The sequence below is a fragment of the Synechococcus sp. KORDI-52 genome, assembly GCF_000737595.1.
Taxonomy (GTDB): Bacteria; Cyanobacteriota; Cyanobacteriia; order PCC-6307; family Cyanobiaceae; genus Parasynechococcus.
In genome coordinates, this window is record NZ_CP006271.1 from 1,160,543 (window position 1) to 1,176,479 (window position 15,937).

A 15,937-nucleotide genomic window follows, 5' to 3' on the forward strand; every position below is an offset into this window, starting at 1 on the left:
CGTCTCTGTAGGGTTAGCGATTGGCCGTTACAACCCTTGGCGCGTCCTGTCGTCGCAATCATCGGACGCCCCAATGTCGGTAAGTCGACCCTGGTGAATCGGTTATGCCGCAGCCGGGAGGCCATTGTCCACGATCAACCCGGTGTGACCCGTGATCGCACCTACCAAGACGGCTACTGGGGGGATCGGGACTTCAAGGTTGTTGATACCGGTGGACTGGTCTTCGACGATGACAGTGAGTTCCTGCCGGAGATCCGGGAGCAGGCGGCTCTCGCTCTTGAGGAAGCCAGTGTGGCCCTGGTGATTGTGGATGGTCAGCAGGGCCTCACGGCGGCTGATGAATCCATCGCTGAATTTCTGCGCAGTCATCGCTGTCCCACGCTTCTGGCGGTGAACAAGTGCGAGTCGCCGGAACAGGGCCTGGCCATGGCCGGCGAATTCTGGAGCCTTGGGCTGGGTGAGCCCCATCCGATTTCGGCCATCCACGGGGCGGGCACCGGAGAACTGCTGGATCAGGTGCTCACCTTCTTCCCTCCGAAGGATCAGGAGGGTGATGAGGAGGAGCCGATACAGATGGCCATCATCGGTCGCCCAAATGTTGGAAAGTCGAGTCTGCTCAATGCCATCTGCGGCGAGCAGCGGGCGATTGTCAGCCCGATCCGCGGCACCACCCGGGACACCATCGACACCAGCATCACCCGTGAAAACCGCCCCTGGCGTCTGGTGGACACCGCGGGCATACGCCGGCGACGCAGCGTGAATTACGGGCCGGAATTCTTTGGCATCAATCGCAGTTTCAAAGCGATCGAACGCAGCGATGTCTGCGTGCTTGTGATCGATGCCTTGGATGGCGTCACAGAGCAGGATCAGCGCCTGGCGGGCCGCATTGAGGAGGACGGCCGGGCCTGTGTGGTCGTCGTCAACAAATGGGATGCCGTTGAAAAGGACAGCCACACCATGACGGCGATGGAAAAGGAGCTGCGTTCCAAGCTCTATTTCCTTGACTGGGCTCCGATGTTGTTCACCTCGGCACTCACGGGCCAGCGGGTGGAGAGCATCTTTGCGTTGGCCGCCCTGGCGGTGGAACAGCACCGCCGCCGCGTCAGCACCTCCGTTGTGAACGAGGTGCTGAAAGAAGCCCTGAGCTGGCGCAGCCCTCCCACCACCCGAGGTGGACGTCAAGGCAAGCTCTATTACGGCACCCAGGTGGCCAGCCGCCCCCCCAGCTTCACCCTGTTCGTCAACGATCCCAAGCTGTTTGGTGAGACCTACCGTCGCTACGTCGAGCGCCAGATCCGCGAAGGCCTTGGCTTCGATGGAAGCCCATTGCGTCTGTTCTGGCGCGGCAAGCAACAGCGCGATGCCGAACGCGACCTGGCCCGTCAGCAGAGTCGCAAAGGCTGATCCATGGACTGGTTGCGCCAGGTCCCCATGGGCCAATACGTCGATGGCTCCTCGGGTTGGCTCCGGCGCTTGGACCCTCGCCTGAAACTGGCCTGGTCCCTGGTTTTTCTGCTCACGCCTGTTCTGGCGGGGCCCCTCTGGCGTGTTGGCCTGGTGGTGGCTCTGGTGCTGATCACCTTCGGCAGTGGTCTGGCCCGGACGCTGTGGTGGCGGTCTGTGCTGGTGCTGACGGCCCTGGCCGTCGTGGTGGGCCTCTTATCGATGCTGTTGCCGGCTGTGGATCCCCCTGCGGCCTTTTCGCTGCGAAATCCGGCCGAGCTTCCGGGGCTCGAGACCGAAGGCCCTACCTGGGATCTGCTGCGTCTCGGCCCGCTTCAGTTGGGCGGTCTCAAACTGGGCCCGCTGGTGGTGGACCGGGCCTCAGCGGTGCTGGGGCTGCGGACGTCGACCCTGATCTTCACGGTGATTCACAGCGTCAATCTGATGCTGATCACGACGCCTCCGGAGGATCTGGTCTGGTCCCTCAATTGGTGTCTGGCGCCTTTGAAGTGGCTGGGATTCCCCGCGGAGCGGCTGGGGTTTCAACTGTTGCTGGCGCTTCGTTTCCTGCCCCTCGTTCAGGAGGAGCTCCAGAACCTGTTGCGCTCCCTCGCCAGCCGTGCCGTCAACCTCCGCCAGCTGGGCTTCAAGGCTGGCTTCGGCCTGGTGCTGGCGGTTGGAGAGCGGCTGCTGGCCAATATTCTCCTGAGAGCTGAACAGGGCGCCGATGCTCTGGTGGCCCGTGGTGGACGGATTCTGGCTCCGTCGTATTTCCGTATGCCTCCTGAACGACCTGCGCCCCTGCTGAACGCCCTGGCGATCGTCGCCTTGATGGTGGTGATCGGGCTGCGTGGTCAGTACGGTGCTCTATGACATCTGATGACGGCATGGCGTCCGAGCGATATCTGAATCACCCCACCTTCGGGATGCTCTATCGCGTGGCTCCTGCAGGGGAAGGTCGTGATGTTTACGCCACGTTGTACGCCCAGAGAATGTTTTTCCTGGTGACCCTGCAGCCCCGTGGCGCCCAGTTTGAGGTGATCCCCTACGGCGACGCCCGTCACCACGCTGAGGTTCACCTGGGCCGTTGCCGGCGGGATCGAGCGGACGACCTCGACTCTTGGAGCCAGCTCTTCGATCAGACGTTCATCTGAACCCTTGAACGATTCCTTCGCTGCGCGTTGGCAGGCGCTTCATCTTGACCGCCCTTGCTCCGCGAAACTTTTGGCGGTGAGCAAGGGACACCCAGCCGCTTCCTTGCGTTGCGTGGCCAAGTTTGGACAGCGTGACTTCGGCGAGAGCCGCCTCCAGGAGGCTCTGGCGAAGCAGAAGGAGCTCGTCGATCTGAAGTTGCGCTGGCATTTCATCGGTCGCCTGCAGAGCAACAAAGTTCGGCCCGTGGTGAAGGCCTTTGATGTCATCCACTCCGTTGATTCCTTACCGTTGGCCGAACGGGTGTCGCGCATCGCCCTGGAGGAGGCCCGGAAGCCCGAAGTGCTGCTTCAGGTGAAACTCCGCCCCGATCCCAACAAAGGGGGCTTGTCGGCAGACGAACTCAGTGCCATTTGGTCAGACCTGCAAGCTCTGCCGGGATTGCGGATTTCCGGTCTGATGACCATGGCGCCGCTCCACATGGCCGTCCAGCAGCGCAAGGCGTTGTTTTCCGACTGCCGTGCCCTGGCGGATCAGCTTGCGTTGGCGGAGTGCTCCATGGGGATGAGCATGGACTGGCAGGAGGCGGCAAACGCTGGAAGCACCTGGCTCAGGATCGGCTCGGCACTGTTCGGCCCGAGATTGGTGTCAACAGAAGCTGCGAATTGACTTGCCCCGCCGCAGCGAAAACGGTATCCAGGGACATGGTTTTCGAACCACATTCAGACCGAGAGGAATCCCAAGGTGTCGCTGATCTCCCGTCTCCGTGCTGTCGTTGCTGGCGATGACTATCTCGATGGCGAATTGGATGACTTCGCTTACGACGACGAGCAAGACGAGCAGGACCAACGCGCCACGCAAGCCGATGGCGGTGCACTGGCCACCATCGGCGACAGCAATCCGTTCGAGCTCGGTGGTGATCTGCCCAGTTCCAACGTGATCGGGATGCCTGGCATCAGCAACTCCGCGGCTGAAGTGAACGTGATGGAACCCCGCAGCTTCGATGAAATGCCTCGGGCCATTCAGGCTCTGCGGGAGCGCAAGACGGTCATCCTCAATCTCACGATGATGGAGCCCGATCAGGCGCAGCGTGCCGTTGATTTCGTCGCTGGTGGCACGTTCGCGATCGATGGCCATCAGGAGCGCGTCGGCGAAAGCATTTTCCTGTTCGCCCCCAGCTGCGTCACTGTCACCAACACAGGCCATGACGAGGCTTCAGCTCCCACCGTGGTGAGCCGTGACGTCGATGTGGCTGAGGTGGATGAGTCCGCCAGTGCGCCTTCGCCTGCCTGGGGCGCAGCTGCCCTCTGAGCTGATCTGTGCAGCCCTCTTTCGGTGTTATCGGTCTGGGCCGCATGGCCCAGGCGCTCTTAACCCCTTGGCTTGAAGTCGGGTTGCTGCAGCGGGATCAGTTGCAGCTTTCCGTGGCTTCTCAGGCCTCTGCCCAAGCCTTGAGTGAGCGTTTTGGTTGCCGGGTGCACACCGAGCCAAGCGATTGTTTGACGGCGTCGGAATTGCTGTTGGCCCTGAAGCCCCAACAACTCGGTGGCTTGGTGGAGCAATTGGGAGGCCGCATGGCGATTGCAGCGGCTGCGGCTGAGCGAGCTGAGCCGCCATTGCTGATCTCGGTGTTGGCGGGCGTGGGCTCAGAGCGCCTGCAGGATTGCTTTCCGGGCTGGCGCGTTGTGCGAACCGTGCCCAATACCCCTGCTCTGGTGCGGCAGGGGTTGGTGGGTTTGGCGTTTGGTGATGGGGTCAGCCCTGATCAGCAGCAGCGCGTGCAGTCGCTCTTTGCCGCTGTGGGTGAGGTGCTGGAACTGCCCGAAAGCCAGCTGCCCGCGTTTCTGGCCTTGACCTCCTCAGGCCCGGCTTTTGTGGCGTTGGTGGCTGAATCACTCGCTGATGGAGCGGTTGCCGCCGGATTGCCTCGCGCCCGTGCCCATCACCTGGCCCATCGCACGCTCGCTGGCACAGCGGCGTTGTTGTTTGAGCAGGAGCTGCATCCCGGCGAACTCAAGGACATGGTCAGCAGTCCGGCCGGCGCAACGATTGCGGGCATTCGTGTGCTCGAACAATCGAACTTGCGTTCGGCATTGATCGAGGCGGTCGTCGCGGCTGCGGAACGCAGTCGGGAGCTGGCCTAGGGCAGCACCTCCGGCCACCCTTGACGAATGAGCAGCAGGGAGAAGTAGGGGCGTGGTTCGGCCGCCATGGCATCGGCTGAACAGATGCGCTGGTCCGGCCAGCCGACCCGTTCGGCGAACAGCGCTTGCTGCAGCAGACCATGTTGCTTCAGCAGAGGTTGAACCCAACTCCAGCGTCGTCCCAGTTTCAGCAAGGCCAGAACCTGTCCTGTCGCTGCGGCGTTGTCCAGCACCTGCTCCAGCTCTTCGGGGGTGTCAGGGCAGGGGCGCAGCAGCAGTTGATCCTGCTGCAGGGCCAAAGGCCAGAGGCCGGCAGCCGCGGCTGCTGAGCAGGAGGTGATGCCCGGAACCACGCTGATGGGACATTGGGGCCATTCATGGCGAAGGGCCAGCAGCACGTAGCTGCAGCTCGCAAAAAGAGACGCATCTCCTTCGCAGAGCAGCGCCACCTGCAGGCCGGAACGGACGGCCTGTTGCAGCTGTTGCGCCGCCGTTGCCCAGGCGGCCCGACGTGGTCCGGCAGCGTCAACCATCGGGAACAGCAGCGGCAGGCGCTGATGGTCGCTGCGGATCCAGGCGGCAGCGATTTTGGCGGCCATGCTGTCGGCCTCAGGACGGCCGACCGGATAGGCCACCACCTCTGCCTGGCGGATGGCGTCAACCGCGGCGAGGGTCAGCAGTGAAGGATCGCCGGGGCCGACTCCCACCAGCGTGAGTCCCCCAGTCGTGCTGGGATCGATGATGGTCAGCAGTCGATGCGCCCGGGGGCCGGACGATGAGTCGTCTCAGCATCTTTCCAGACGAAACAGCATCTGATGCTCCGGATCGGCATGTGCTTCGGTTGGAGAGTCACGACCCGGCGGTGATTCAGGCGGAGCTCCGCCGCCGGGGCATTGGGTTCGAGCAATGGCCCGCGGAGCAGGGTCTGCCGGAGGGGGCCGACAAGGCCACGATCCTTCAGGTTTATGCCACTGCGATTGCCCGGGTTCAACGCGATGGCAGTTACGCCACGGTTGATGCGATCCGGATGACACCGGATCATCCCGATCGCGAGTCCTTGCGTTGCAAGTTTCTGGAGGAGCACACCCATGCCGAAGACGAAGTGCGCTTTTTTGTTGAAGGGTATGGCTTGTTTGTGCTGCACATCGGTTCCGAGGTGCTCAGCGTGCTGTGTGAACGGGGCGACCTGATGCGGGTCCCGGCAGGGACCCGTCATTGGTTTGACATGGGCTCTCAGCCCCGGTTCTGTGCAGTGCGCTGGTTCAACAACCCCGAGGGTTGGGTGGCGCAATACACCGGCAGCAGCATCGCCCAGCGATTTCCCAGGCTTGACTGAGGGTGCTTTCAGACGTCTTGATGCGCCTCCACCGCTCCTTTCCTGCGCTGCTGCTGGGTTTGCCCATGGCAACACCCATCGCTGTTGCTGCCGAGGATGCAGCCTTGGCCCCCGAGGTTCAGCGGCGGGTTGCCGTGGTGGTGCTGGCGCGCCGAATTCGCGGCTACACCGCCATGGCCAAGGCCAGCAGCGATTGCCTGGTGGAGCAGGGTCGTCTTCAGCGCCATCAGGCCAATCAAGCCCTGGCGATTTCGCTTGAGGAGTTGGGCATCAGCCGGAGCATGCTGGCGAATCCCCTGGTGGTCGCCGTCAGTCCACGCTTTCAGCGTCTGCTGGATGACAGCTGCGCCCTGGATCCGACCAAGGAGGCGGAAGCGCTGCAGCTGGCTGAAAACGAACTCTGACCTCTTCTCGAAGCGTGTCTCAGAAGGGGACGGTGAGAGCGCTGGCTTTTATTTCTTCAGCGAATAAAAACCACCCATAGGGTTCCGGCCTTCTGGCCTGGCTGCTGTGGTCGTTCGCTCTTGTCTTGCGGTGAATCTGCTGGCGCTGTTGGCGTTTCCCTGTTCTGCGGCCGAGTTGGATCTGGCCTCGGCCTCCACGCTTCCAATCCCCTCGCCATCGACGGATGAGTCGGTTTTGGTGCTGAATCGCACCATGCGATCGCTCCCGCGTACGGGCGATCCCATCTGGAGTCTGCGTCTGGAAACCCCGGGCAAGCCCGTGCAGCATTTTGATGCCGTCAGTGGTCGGGCCCACCGTCAGAACGCCGATCGCCATCGTTCCGGCACCCGTGCGCCGCTTCCCGCCGGTCGGTACAGCCTTGGACCGGTGGAGGCGCTGGGCCCCGCTGATCCAAGTGAGCTCGGGCCGATCTGGATCGGGATCGAACCGCTGTTCCCCACCGGTCGAGGGCACCTGGGCATTCATCTCGACCCCAGTGCCAACCGCAACGCCAACAGCGGCACGCTGGGCTGTGTGGGCTTGATCCGCTGGGACGACATGCAGGCCCTCGCGGGTCTGGTGCAGCGGCGTAACGTCCGAACATTGGTGGTGAGTGACTGAATGTTCTCGGATTGGGGCTTCAGTTGGGGCGGCTGGTGGGACAACCGCCGGGGTGAGTGGTGGCTGCTGGCCCAGCTGCTCCTGATCACGGCCCATCTGCTGCCGGTCTGGCCTGCTCCAGCCAGCTTCGGTGTGGCGATCTGGCCCCAACCCTTGTTTGGCTTGGGCCTGCTGCTGCTGGCTTTCGGCCTGTTTCGGGCCTTCGAGGCGTTTCGCTGCCTCGGGGCCAGCCTTTCGCCGCTGCCCGCGCCCAAGCCGTCGAACCAGCTCATCGCCACGGGCTCCTATGCCATCTGCCGGCATCCGTTGTATCGGGCCATCCTGCTGTGTTCCGCGGGCGTGGTTCTGGCCACCGGCAGCCTGCTGCACCTGTTGTTGTTGATCAGCCTGGCGGTGGTGCTGCGGGGCAAAGCTCGCTTTGAGGAGCAGGCCTTACGGGCGATGCATCCGGAATACGGCCACTACGCCGCTGTCACTCCGGCGATTGTCGGTTGGGTTCCTGGTCTGGATTGGCGTTGATCGGCAGGGTCAGGCGGCGACCGTGCCGGTCATCGTCAGGTCGGCGTACAGCTGTTCGAGGGCGTCGATGTTGCTTGAAATGGTGTAACGCTCCAACGCGCGCAGGCGGGCTTTGCGGCCCAGCTCCGCCGTCAGGACCGGCTGGTCCCTGAGCACCGGCAGCAGCGTGCGCAACTGGGTGGTGACGCCCTGGGTGCTCAGCACGATCCCCGCCCCTTGCGCCAGCACCTCTCCATCGGCGCCGGCATCAGTGGCCACGCAGGCGGTTCCGGTGGCCATCGCCTCCAGCAAGGCCAGTGACAGGCCCTCCACAAGGCTCGGCAGGATGAAGACCTCAGCGCACTGCAGCAGGGCAACTCGGGTGTCCAGGTCCGGTTCGTGGCCCCACCAGAGGATTCGGTCGTCGTTGAACTGGTTCATCAGGCTGTTGCGCAGCGGGCCATCGCCGACGATCACCAAGCGGCAGCCCTCCGGTGAAACAAGGCGCCAGGCCCGCAGCAGGGCTTCGACGTTCTTCTCCGTCGCCAGGCGCCCCATGTAAAGCACGATCCTTTCCCGGCCCAGCCGTTGCCGCACCTGTTGATGCATCAATGAGAGGGTGCCAGGGGTGGTGGGGCTCCAGCGGTCGGTGTCCACACCATTGGGAATCACCGTCAGACGATCGGCTGGAACGCCGAGGCGCTCAAGAAAGTCCGCCTGAAGATTGGAGAACACGATCACCCGGTCGTAGCGGGTCAGGGCCGGTGCATACAGCTGGTACGTGAGCTGCTGGGTTCCAGCCGTCAGGTTGCGCAGGCCTGCATCGAAGGGGGGATGAAAGGTGGCCACCAGGGGAACGCCCAGCTGCTGGCAGAGCTCCGGCAGGCGGAAATCCAGGGGGGAGAGGGTGAGGCTGGCGTGCACCAGGTCCGGCTGCAGCCGCTCGAGGGATTCCCTTAACTCCCGTTGCGCCCCTGGGGACGGAATCGTGTAAACCTGCGATTTGACCAGGTAGGGCAGGCTGACGTCCGGGTCGTTGGCCAGCAGTGAGGTGTTGTCGCGCTCGGGGCTGCGCGGGTTATCGAAGTGAATGAAGTGCACCTGATGGCCGCGTTTTCGCAGCGCATCAGTGGTGCTGATCCCGTAGGACACATTCCCGCAGAAGGGAGACTTCTTGCCGAGCCACGCAATCTGCGCCAAGCGGGTTGGGCCTCCTCAGGCGAACCGGCAAGTTAGCAGCGTTGCCACGGTCGTTCGATCAACGCCGCCACCAGCGCCATCGCAGCCAGGAGCAGCAGCACCGGTTGGAGGCCAATGCTGCTCACCAAAGTGCCTGCCAGCACGAGCGGTAGACTCAGGGCGATGTTGATCAGGTTGTTCTGAAGTCCGAACACCCTGCCGCGTTCGGTCTCGGGGGTTTCCTCCTGAATCGTGGTCTGAGCCGGAATCGCCACCAGCGCTGCTCCGATGCCGAGGATGCCGCAGAGGCTGAGGGTGAAGGCCAGGGATCCCCGCAGCTGGCTGAGCAGCACCAAGGTCCAGGTGATGGTTCCCAGGCCTGCCGCCGTGAGTCGCCGGCGGCTGAACCGATGACCCAGTTGCGCGATCACCACCGCTCCGATCGCCATGCCCAGACCACTCATGGCCAGTAGGGCGCCAAAGCCTGAGGCCCCCAGGTTGTCAATCAGGGCTGCGAGCTGAAGGGCCAGCACGTACAGGGCCGCCAACAGGCTGTAGAGCAGCACCAGATGGACCATGGCTCCCCGCACCGAGGGAACCCGGCGCAGCACCTGTAGACCTTCACCGATCTCCGACCACACCGAGGTGTTGGAGGCGGGCTTGGGGGATTCCTGCAGCTTCAGCCGCGACAGGCTGAGGGCTGCGAGGCCGTAACAGAGCGGAAGCAGCAGGAACTCGCCGCCATCGATGCCGAGGGACGCCAGGCCACTGTGCAGGCCGCGGAGAATCGGTTCCCCCAGGGCGAAGCCCAGGATCGTGGCTCCCATGCTTGTGGCCTGATAGAGGGAGTTGGCGGCCAGCAAGTGTTCTCCAGGCACCACAACAGGAATGGTGGCCTGTTCGGACGGTGCGAAGAACTGGGTCAGGATCGACTCAAGGAAGGTCATGCCCACCAGCCCCCAGTAGCCCCAGGGGAGTCCCAGCCACATGGGCCCAGGCAGCAGACAGAGCGGTGCGAACACCACCAATAAGGCTCGGATGGCGTTGCTGGCCACCATCACCCGACGTTTGGGCCAGCGGTCAGCCCAGACCCCAGCCACCGTTCCCAGCAGCATGGCCGGGATGGTGTTCGCCACAAAGATGCCTGTGGCCAGCAGGGTGATCACCTGGGTACGGGTGCTGATGTCCAGGCCGTACTCCGACGCCATGTCCACCAGCACACCACTGCCCTGACCCTTCAGCAGCAGATGCTGATCGATCAAAAAGACCATCAGCACGATGTAGAACTTGTCCGCCAGCTGGGAAAAGATCTGACCCAGCCAGAGCTTGCGGAAATCGTTCAGTCGCAGCACAGCCTCCAAGCCGCGCTTCCCCTCTGGGTTACTGCCGGTGGGCAGGGCGGGTTCAGGGGTGGTGAGGCTGGGTCCGCTCAAGGGGCAGTTGCATCGCGGCCATGATGGCTCACGCCCCTGTCAGCAGCGTTTCCCGCAGCATGGCCAGGGCTTTGCTGGGGCGGTTGAGATGTGTCCGGCTCCAGACCTCGACAACCCGCAGCAGCCGGCGCCACACGGCCGGGGGACCCATCAGTTCACCGTCATGGCGACGGGGGAGCTCGGCACGGGGCAGCCGCTGGAGCAGGGCCAGTTCGGAGGGATTCAGCTGGATGGCCGCCCCGGGTTGCTCGTCGATGGCAAAGCCATCCTGCGGAAGCAGGCTGCAGCGCCAGTCCCACTGGCCCAGTGGTGGTTCCAGTGGATCGCCCGTCAGGCAGCAGGTCTGCAGCGGTAATCCATAACCACCCAGGGTGAGCAGATGGATGCAGGCCTGCACGGTGCCGGCCAACACCAGCTCCGGATCGGCTCGGTGCTCTTCCAGACGTTCAAGGTGCACTTGCATGGTGGCCAGCAGCCCCTCCACGGGGTCCTGGGCCGCCAGTTGAAGGCATAGATCACACAGCGCCTGTGCCGCAGCGAGGGTTTCCAGCTCTTGCCCGAGACCGGAGAAACTGCGCAGCACCCGCAGTTGACGCACCCGGGCCAGGCCGCGGCGTCCTCCCACCTGCAGCTCCAGCAGGGTGAGGGGGGCCGCGGCGGCAAGACTGCTCTTGGGCCGGCGAGCGCCAGGAACAGCGAAGCGGCTGACGCCTTCTGCATCACTCAGCAGGCTCAGCAGGCGGTCATGTTCGCCGAGGGGGCCAACCTTGAGGGCGAGTCCGGTGAGGCGTCGTTCTGCCATTCAGGCTGCTGGGCGCCGTTGGGCCTGCAGCAGTGCCGGGGCGCTGCTGGTGCCCAGAAGATCCGCCCCCGCCAACAGCAGATCTCCCGCGTGGCTCAGGTTGTGGATGCCCCCGGCCCCCTTGATGGCGCAGCGTTTGCGGATCAGCTGTTGCAACGCACGGATCTGATCGGCATGACATGGCGGCCCAAAGCCGTTTCCGGTCTGCAGTCCGGCAGCGCCAGCATCGATGGCGGCCTCCACGGCCAACTCCAGTTGTTCGGTTTCAAGGCGCGCCATGTCCAGGATGGCCCGCACGGGACACCCCAGGTCGCAGAGGGCGGACAGTTCCTCGGCAAAGGCCCCTGAATTGCCGTTCACAAGGGCACTGAAGTCGGGAACGACATCGAACTCCTGGGCACCATGGGCGGCACACCACTCCGCCTCCGCCAGCTTGAGTTCGGCTGGAATCGCACCGAAGGGGAAGCCGATGGCCGCCACCAGGAGTGGGCCCGAGTCGGTGCCTCCGATGCGTTCCCGCAGCAGCGGCAGGTGTTGTGGTGTGGTGCAAATGGCACGGACCCCCTCCTGCACCCCGGAATCACAGAGGGTCTGCAGCTGCTCCAGGGTCAACAAGGGGTCCAGGATCGCCTGATCCAGCCGCGGCGGCAGGTCGGGGAGCTCTGGGGCTGGATCAGCCATGGAGGGCCAGGGAGTCAGTCACGAGCCTGAATCACGCCATACCCCCCGTGGTTGCGTCGGTAGATCACCTGCAGTTGATCGCTCTCCTTCTCCCGGAACAGATAGAAATCGTGGTCGATCAGATCCAACTGCCGGCGAGCCTCATCCAGGTCCATGGGCGGCATGGCGAAATATTTGCGTCGCACACCTGGGTTCGGCAGCTCCGCCTCACGCCCCTGCAGCAGGGAGGCTTCAACGGGCGATGCATCGTTGACCACATCCGTGCTGGGGGTGTGGCTGGCGCTGTGGCCATGGCTGTGGTGGTGATCGCTGTGGCGTTCCTTCCAGCGGCGCAGCTGCCGGGCCAGTTTTCCAGCGGCCAGATCGATGCTGGCGTATAGGTTTTCACTGCGTTCCTGGGCCCGGATCACGGTGCCGTTGGCAAAGACCGTCACTTCGGCGGTCTGCTGCGGCACTCGGGGATTGCGGGCCACGGAGAGATGGACGTCCGCTTCGCGAACAGCATCACCGAAGTGCGCTGTGACCCGTGCCAATTTGGTTTGGGTGTAATCCCGCAAAGCCGGCGTGATCTCGAGGTTGCGACCATGGATCAGCAACTTCATGCCTTGCTCCTGTGCCGGTTGATATCGGCAAGCTAGATACGGAGCACGATTCGGCCCACCCCCGGCGTGCATTTCTTTTCGAGCCCGGTGATCCGGTTCGATTCGATGTGGCCTGGTCGGCGCAACGGCGCTGGCAAAACAGGCTTCTGGCCGACCCATCGGCTCCGGAGGCGGTCTGGATCCTGCAACACCAGACTTGCTACACCCTCGGCCGCGGTGCCAGTGAAGAGCATTTGCATTTTGATCCCGCTGACCCACCGGCACCCCTGTACCGGATTGATCGTGGCGGGGAGGTGACCCATCACCTACCCGGCCAACTGGTGGCCTACCCGGTGTTGGACCTTCGGCGCCGCACTCCCGATTTGCACTGGTATCTGCGCCAGCTGGAGCAGGTCGTGTTGGATGTTCTGGCGGAGTTGGGCCTGGAGGGTCAGCGTCTGCCGGGGTTGACCGGCCTCTGGTTGGACAACCGCAAGGTCGCTGCCATCGGTGTGGGTTGTCGTCGCTGGATCACCCAGCACGGCTTGGCCCTGAACGTTGACTGTTCGATGCAGGGGTTCGAGCAGGTCACCCCCTGTGGGCTCAACGGACGTGCGGTCGGGCGGCTCGCGGACTGGTTACCAGGGCTGACGTCGGCTGAGGTGCAGCCGCTGTTGCGGCACGCCCTGGTTCATCGTTTCGGTCTGGTCTGGGAGGAGGAAGCGAGATAAACCTGAGTGGTTTGAACCCCTGTCTCGGATGACGGCCAGCTGGAGCCCGACAGCCCGCGAAACGGACGCCCTTCAGCGTCATGCCCATGTTCAGAGGTTGTCGAGGGTGGATGCGGTTTGGCCCTGGCTCGCTGACCGCCATGGGGCGATTGCCGCCGTGGATGCGCCCCATGCGGCGCATCCCGAACGCTTCAATTTCGGTGAACTGTCGGAGCGCATAGCCACCGCAGCCGCTGCGTTTCGGCGCCATGGTGTGACGGAAGGGGATGTGGTGGCGCTCTTTGCCGAGAACAGCCCCCGTTGGCTGGTGGCCGATCAGGGCCTGATGCGGGCCGGTGCCGCAGATGCCGTGCGCGGAGCGTCGGCCCCCGTCGAGGAGCTGCGTTACATCCTCATGGATTGCCAGGCGACGGCCCTGGTGGTTCAGAACGCTGAGGTTTGGCGTCGTCTGGCCCTTTCCCCAGGGCAAGAGACGCAGCTGCGTTTTGTGCTGCAGCTGGAGGGTGAGCCGGCTGAGGGCACCACCGGCTGGGAGGCATTTCTGGCGTCGGGTGCCGGCTCTGATCCCGTCCGCCCGGCTGGGGGCAGGGAGGCGGTGGCCACTGTTCTTTACACCTCAGGTACCACAGGTCAGCCCAAGGGTGTGCCGTTGACCCACGCCAACCTGCTGCATCAGATGAGCTCGCTGGCCTGTGTGGCCTATCCCGAGCCGGGTGCTCCGGTGCTGAGTGTGCTGCCCATCTGGCATGCCTACGAACGCAGTGCCAGCTACTACTTCCTCTCCTGTGCCTGCACGCAGACCTACACCACCATCAAGCAGCTGAAGAAGGATCTGCCGCGGGTCCGGCCGATCGCGATGGCCACCGTGCCGCGGCTGTGGGAGGCGGTTCAGGCCGGCTTTGAGGATGTGCTCAAGACCTTCCCCCCGTCTCGGCAGCGCCTGCTGCGGGCAGCGTTGGCCAACAGTGCTGCCCAGCGCAAGGCCGTGCGAACGGCGCGCAACCTTCTGCTGGAACCGGTCTCATCAGGAGGCCGGCTGCGTGCCTTCGGCTCCGCTGCCCTGCGCTGGCCTCTGCATGCCCTGGCGTCGACCTTGATCTGGCCGAAGCTGCGGCGCCAGCTCAGCGGCGGCCAGCTCGCCTATCCCATCAGCGGTGGTGGTGCCATCGCGCCCCACATCGATGCCTTTTTTGAAGCCGTGGGGATTGAACTGCTGGTGGGCTATGGCCTCACCGAAACCAGCCCTGTGGTGAGCTGTCGGAGGCCCTGGCGCAACATTCGCGGCAGTTCCGGGCTGCCCATGCCCCAGACCGAATTCCGGATCGTCGATCCCGACAACGGCCAGCCCCTGGCCTTCCGGCAACGGGGGCGGGTGATGGTGCGGGGGCCCCAGGTGATGGCGGGCTATCTCGGCAAACCTGAGGCCAGCGCCAAGGTTCTCGATGCCGAGGGGTGGTTTGACACCGGTGATCTCGGGATGCTCCTGCCGGACGGGTCCGTGGCCCTCACCGGCCGTGCCAAAGACACGATTGTGTTGAGCAGTGGCGAGAACATCGAGCCCGGCCCCCTGGAAGAAGCCCTGGTGGCCAGCCCCCTGATCGAGCAGGTGACGCTGGTGGGTCAGGACGAACGCCAGCTCGGTGCTTTGCTTGTTCCCCGTGCCGAGGCGATCGTGGCCTGGGCGGCTGAAGCCGGCATCAGCGTGGCTCCAGATCTGGGTGGGCAACCCGGTGATCCCGCCCTGCTCCGCCTGTTGATGCGCGAATGCAACAGCTTGCTCAAGCAGCGGTCGGGTTCCCGTGGTGATGAGCGGCTGGCCGGCGTGGTGTTCGTGGATCCCTTCAGCATCGAGAACGGACTTCTGACCCAGACGCTGAAGCAACGCCGTGATCGCATCACCAGCCGTGACCAGCACTTGATTGATGCCCTCTACGGACGTTGAAGGCGGCTCAAGAGGCCAGGAGGGTGGTCGGTTGTCCGGTGATTGACCCCATGCGATCGGGCTGACAGCCTTTGGTCGTCTACCAGGAATTCATGTCCGACGGCACCTCCCTGACGATCAAGCGTCCGATTACCGTTCGCGCCGTCGTGACGCCCACTTGGAAAGAGGAAGCAGAGCGAGAGCTCAGCAATGGCATTGCCACCGCTGACCAACAGCTGGCTCAGCTCGAGCAGGAAGGCCAGGACGTGGTGGACCAGGTGCGGCGTCAGAGCGCCAATCCTCTTGATCCCCGGGTGCAGGATCAGGTAGCGCAAATTCAGCAACAGGTGGCGGCCAAACGTGCCGAGCTGGAGGAGCAGAAGCGCAATCTGCTCCAGCAGCAAGCTCAGGTGCGTGAGCTGGAGATGGACCAGATCGTTGAGCAGGGGCAGCTGGAGAGCAGCTGTGAGCTAAAGGTTGGCGACAACCTGGTGCAGAAGATGCAGGTTGCCATCGTTGTCAAAGATGGTGTTGTCCAGTCGATTGAGGCAGCCTGATTGGCTGCTCAAACGTTGTCTTGAGTCTTGAGCCCGGATTAATATTCAGGAGTCTTCGGATTCTGAATATTAGAGCCATAAATATTATTAACTACCCGCCTTAAAAATGATGACGTCGATTAAGGCGGCAAAATATTTTTTGATCTTTGAAAAAAGAGAGTCACGTGGGTTAGGTCTGGCTGTGACTCGGATTATCCAGCTTTAATGGAAATTCACATTGTCAGAAAGGGGGCGAATTTCCTGTTGCATTGAGCTCTCGAGGCGCATTGAAAAACATGGCCGTGAATCAAATGGACAAGAATTGTTTTATGTTTAATCGATTTTGGTTTTATCAGCCATATATGTTTCCCTCTAGGCGCTTTTTCGTTGCTAAGCGATTACAAAGCAGAATGGATGCGAGATAATGATGTGTTG

General features: G+C 63.3%; 19 protein-coding genes. 13 read left to right on the plus strand and 6 right to left on the minus strand.

Features of this window, described 5'->3' with window-relative positions:
• Nucleotides 1–36 precede the first annotated feature (36 nt).
• The 6 genes from der to proC all read left to right on the plus strand — a co-directional run bounded on the left by der (nucleotide 37) and on the right by proC (nucleotide 4,739).
• On the plus strand, nucleotides 37–1,404 hold the full coding sequence (der, locus tag KR52_RS05830; protein ID WP_038553601.1) for a ribosome biogenesis GTPase Der: 1,368 nt from the start codon (nucleotides 37–39) through the stop codon (nucleotides 1,402–1,404).
• 3 nt (nucleotides 1,405–1,407) lie between these two features.
• A complete protein-coding gene (locus KR52_RS05835) occupies nucleotides 1,408–2,316 on the plus strand; it encodes an energy-coupling factor transporter transmembrane protein EcfT (protein WP_038553604.1) in 909 nt (302 codons plus the stop codon).
• A 14-nt stretch (nucleotides 2,317–2,330) separates the two neighbouring features.
• Nucleotides 2,331–2,597, plus strand: coding sequence for a PipX family protein (locus tag KR52_RS05840; RefSeq protein ID WP_038556922.1), 267 nt, complete (start codon nucleotides 2,331–2,333; stop codon nucleotides 2,595–2,597).
• 4 nt (nucleotides 2,598–2,601) lie between these two features.
• Nucleotides 2,602–3,264, plus strand: coding sequence for a YggS family pyridoxal phosphate-dependent enzyme (locus KR52_RS05845; protein ID WP_084221949.1), 663 nt, complete (start codon nucleotides 2,602–2,604; stop codon nucleotides 3,262–3,264).
• 75 nt (nucleotides 3,265–3,339) lie between these two features.
• A complete protein-coding gene (locus tag KR52_RS05850; protein ID WP_038553611.1) occupies nucleotides 3,340–3,906 on the plus strand; it encodes a cell division protein SepF in 567 nt (188 codons plus the stop codon).
• Between the two features lie 8 nt (nucleotides 3,907–3,914).
• Nucleotides 3,915–4,739, plus strand: a complete 825-nt coding sequence (proC, locus tag KR52_RS05855; protein WP_038553614.1) for a pyrroline-5-carboxylate reductase — start codon at nucleotides 3,915–3,917, stop codon at nucleotides 4,737–4,739.
• Here the strand turns inward: proC and cobI are convergent.
• On the minus strand, nucleotides 4,736–5,446 hold the full coding sequence (cobI, locus tag KR52_RS05860) for a precorrin-2 C(20)-methyltransferase (protein WP_038553617.1): 711 nt from the start codon (nucleotides 5,444–5,446) through the stop codon (nucleotides 4,736–4,738). The two genes, proC and cobI, sit on opposite strands and share 4 nt — an antisense overlap.
• Before the next feature lie 68 nt (nucleotides 5,447–5,514).
• On the opposite strand from cobI, the gene KR52_RS05865 reads away from it, so the two are divergent.
• The 4 genes from KR52_RS05865 (at nucleotide 5,515) to KR52_RS05880 (ending at nucleotide 7,659) form a co-directional block, all read left to right on the plus strand.
• Nucleotides 5,515–6,075, plus strand: a complete 561-nt coding sequence (locus tag KR52_RS05865; RefSeq protein ID WP_038553620.1) for an acireductone dioxygenase — start codon at nucleotides 5,515–5,517, stop codon at nucleotides 6,073–6,075.
• A 20-nt stretch (nucleotides 6,076–6,095) separates the two neighbouring features.
• On the plus strand, nucleotides 6,096–6,479 hold the full coding sequence (locus KR52_RS05870) for a hypothetical protein (RefSeq protein ID WP_051834286.1): 384 nt from the start codon (nucleotides 6,096–6,098) through the stop codon (nucleotides 6,477–6,479).
• 106 nt (nucleotides 6,480–6,585) lie between these two features.
• Entirely contained in the window at nucleotides 6,586–7,140 is a 555-nt protein-coding gene (locus tag KR52_RS05875; RefSeq protein ID WP_371257698.1) for a L,D-transpeptidase, read from the plus strand.
• On the plus strand, nucleotides 7,141–7,659 hold the full coding sequence (locus tag KR52_RS05880; RefSeq protein WP_038553623.1) for an isoprenylcysteine carboxylmethyltransferase family protein: 519 nt from the start codon (nucleotides 7,141–7,143) through the stop codon (nucleotides 7,657–7,659).
• Nucleotides 7,660–7,668: 9 nt separating this feature from the next.
• On the opposite strand, the gene KR52_RS05885 is transcribed toward KR52_RS05880, so the two are convergent.
• Genes KR52_RS05885 through hpf form a run of 5 tightly spaced genes read right to left on the minus strand, consistent with a single transcriptional unit; the run spans nucleotide 7,669 to nucleotide 12,335 of the window.
• Nucleotides 7,669–8,838 carry a glycosyltransferase family 4 protein gene (locus KR52_RS05885; protein ID WP_038553626.1) on the minus strand — a complete coding sequence of 390 codons (1,170 nt, stop codon included), beginning with the start codon at nucleotides 8,836–8,838 and terminating at the stop codon, nucleotides 7,669–7,671.
• A 32-nt stretch (nucleotides 8,839–8,870) separates the two neighbouring features.
• Complete coding sequence (locus KR52_RS05890) at nucleotides 8,871–10,250, minus strand: MFS transporter (RefSeq protein ID WP_038553630.1); 1,380 nt, start codon at nucleotides 10,248–10,250, stop codon at nucleotides 8,871–8,873.
• 28 nt (nucleotides 10,251–10,278) lie between these two features.
• Entirely contained in the window at nucleotides 10,279–11,052 is a 774-nt protein-coding gene (recO, locus tag KR52_RS05895) for a DNA repair protein RecO (RefSeq protein WP_038553633.1), read from the minus strand.
• Nucleotides 11,053–11,733 carry a deoxyribose-phosphate aldolase gene (locus KR52_RS05900; RefSeq protein ID WP_038553636.1) on the minus strand — a complete coding sequence of 227 codons (681 nt, stop codon included), beginning with the start codon at nucleotides 11,731–11,733 and terminating at the stop codon, nucleotides 11,053–11,055.
• Between the two features lie 14 nt (nucleotides 11,734–11,747).
• A complete protein-coding gene (hpf, locus tag KR52_RS05905) occupies nucleotides 11,748–12,335 on the minus strand; it encodes a ribosome hibernation-promoting factor, HPF/YfiA family (protein ID WP_038553640.1) in 588 nt (195 codons plus the stop codon).
• An 11-nt stretch (nucleotides 12,336–12,346) separates the two neighbouring features.
• On the opposite strand from hpf, the gene lipB reads away from it, so the two are divergent.
• From lipB to KR52_RS05920, 3 genes are all read left to right on the plus strand, one after another.
• Nucleotides 12,347–13,045, plus strand: a complete 699-nt coding sequence (lipB, locus tag KR52_RS05910; protein ID WP_038553643.1) for a lipoyl(octanoyl) transferase LipB — start codon at nucleotides 12,347–12,349, stop codon at nucleotides 13,043–13,045.
• 28 nt (nucleotides 13,046–13,073) lie between these two features.
• Nucleotides 13,074–14,987, plus strand: a complete 1,914-nt coding sequence (locus KR52_RS05915) for an AMP-binding protein (protein WP_038553646.1) — start codon at nucleotides 13,074–13,076, stop codon at nucleotides 14,985–14,987.
• 92 nt (nucleotides 14,988–15,079) lie between these two features.
• Nucleotides 15,080–15,523 carry a YlqD family protein gene (locus KR52_RS05920; RefSeq protein WP_038556928.1) on the plus strand — a complete coding sequence of 148 codons (444 nt, stop codon included), beginning with the start codon at nucleotides 15,080–15,082 and terminating at the stop codon, nucleotides 15,521–15,523.
• Nucleotides 15,524–15,937: the final 414 nt, after the last annotated feature.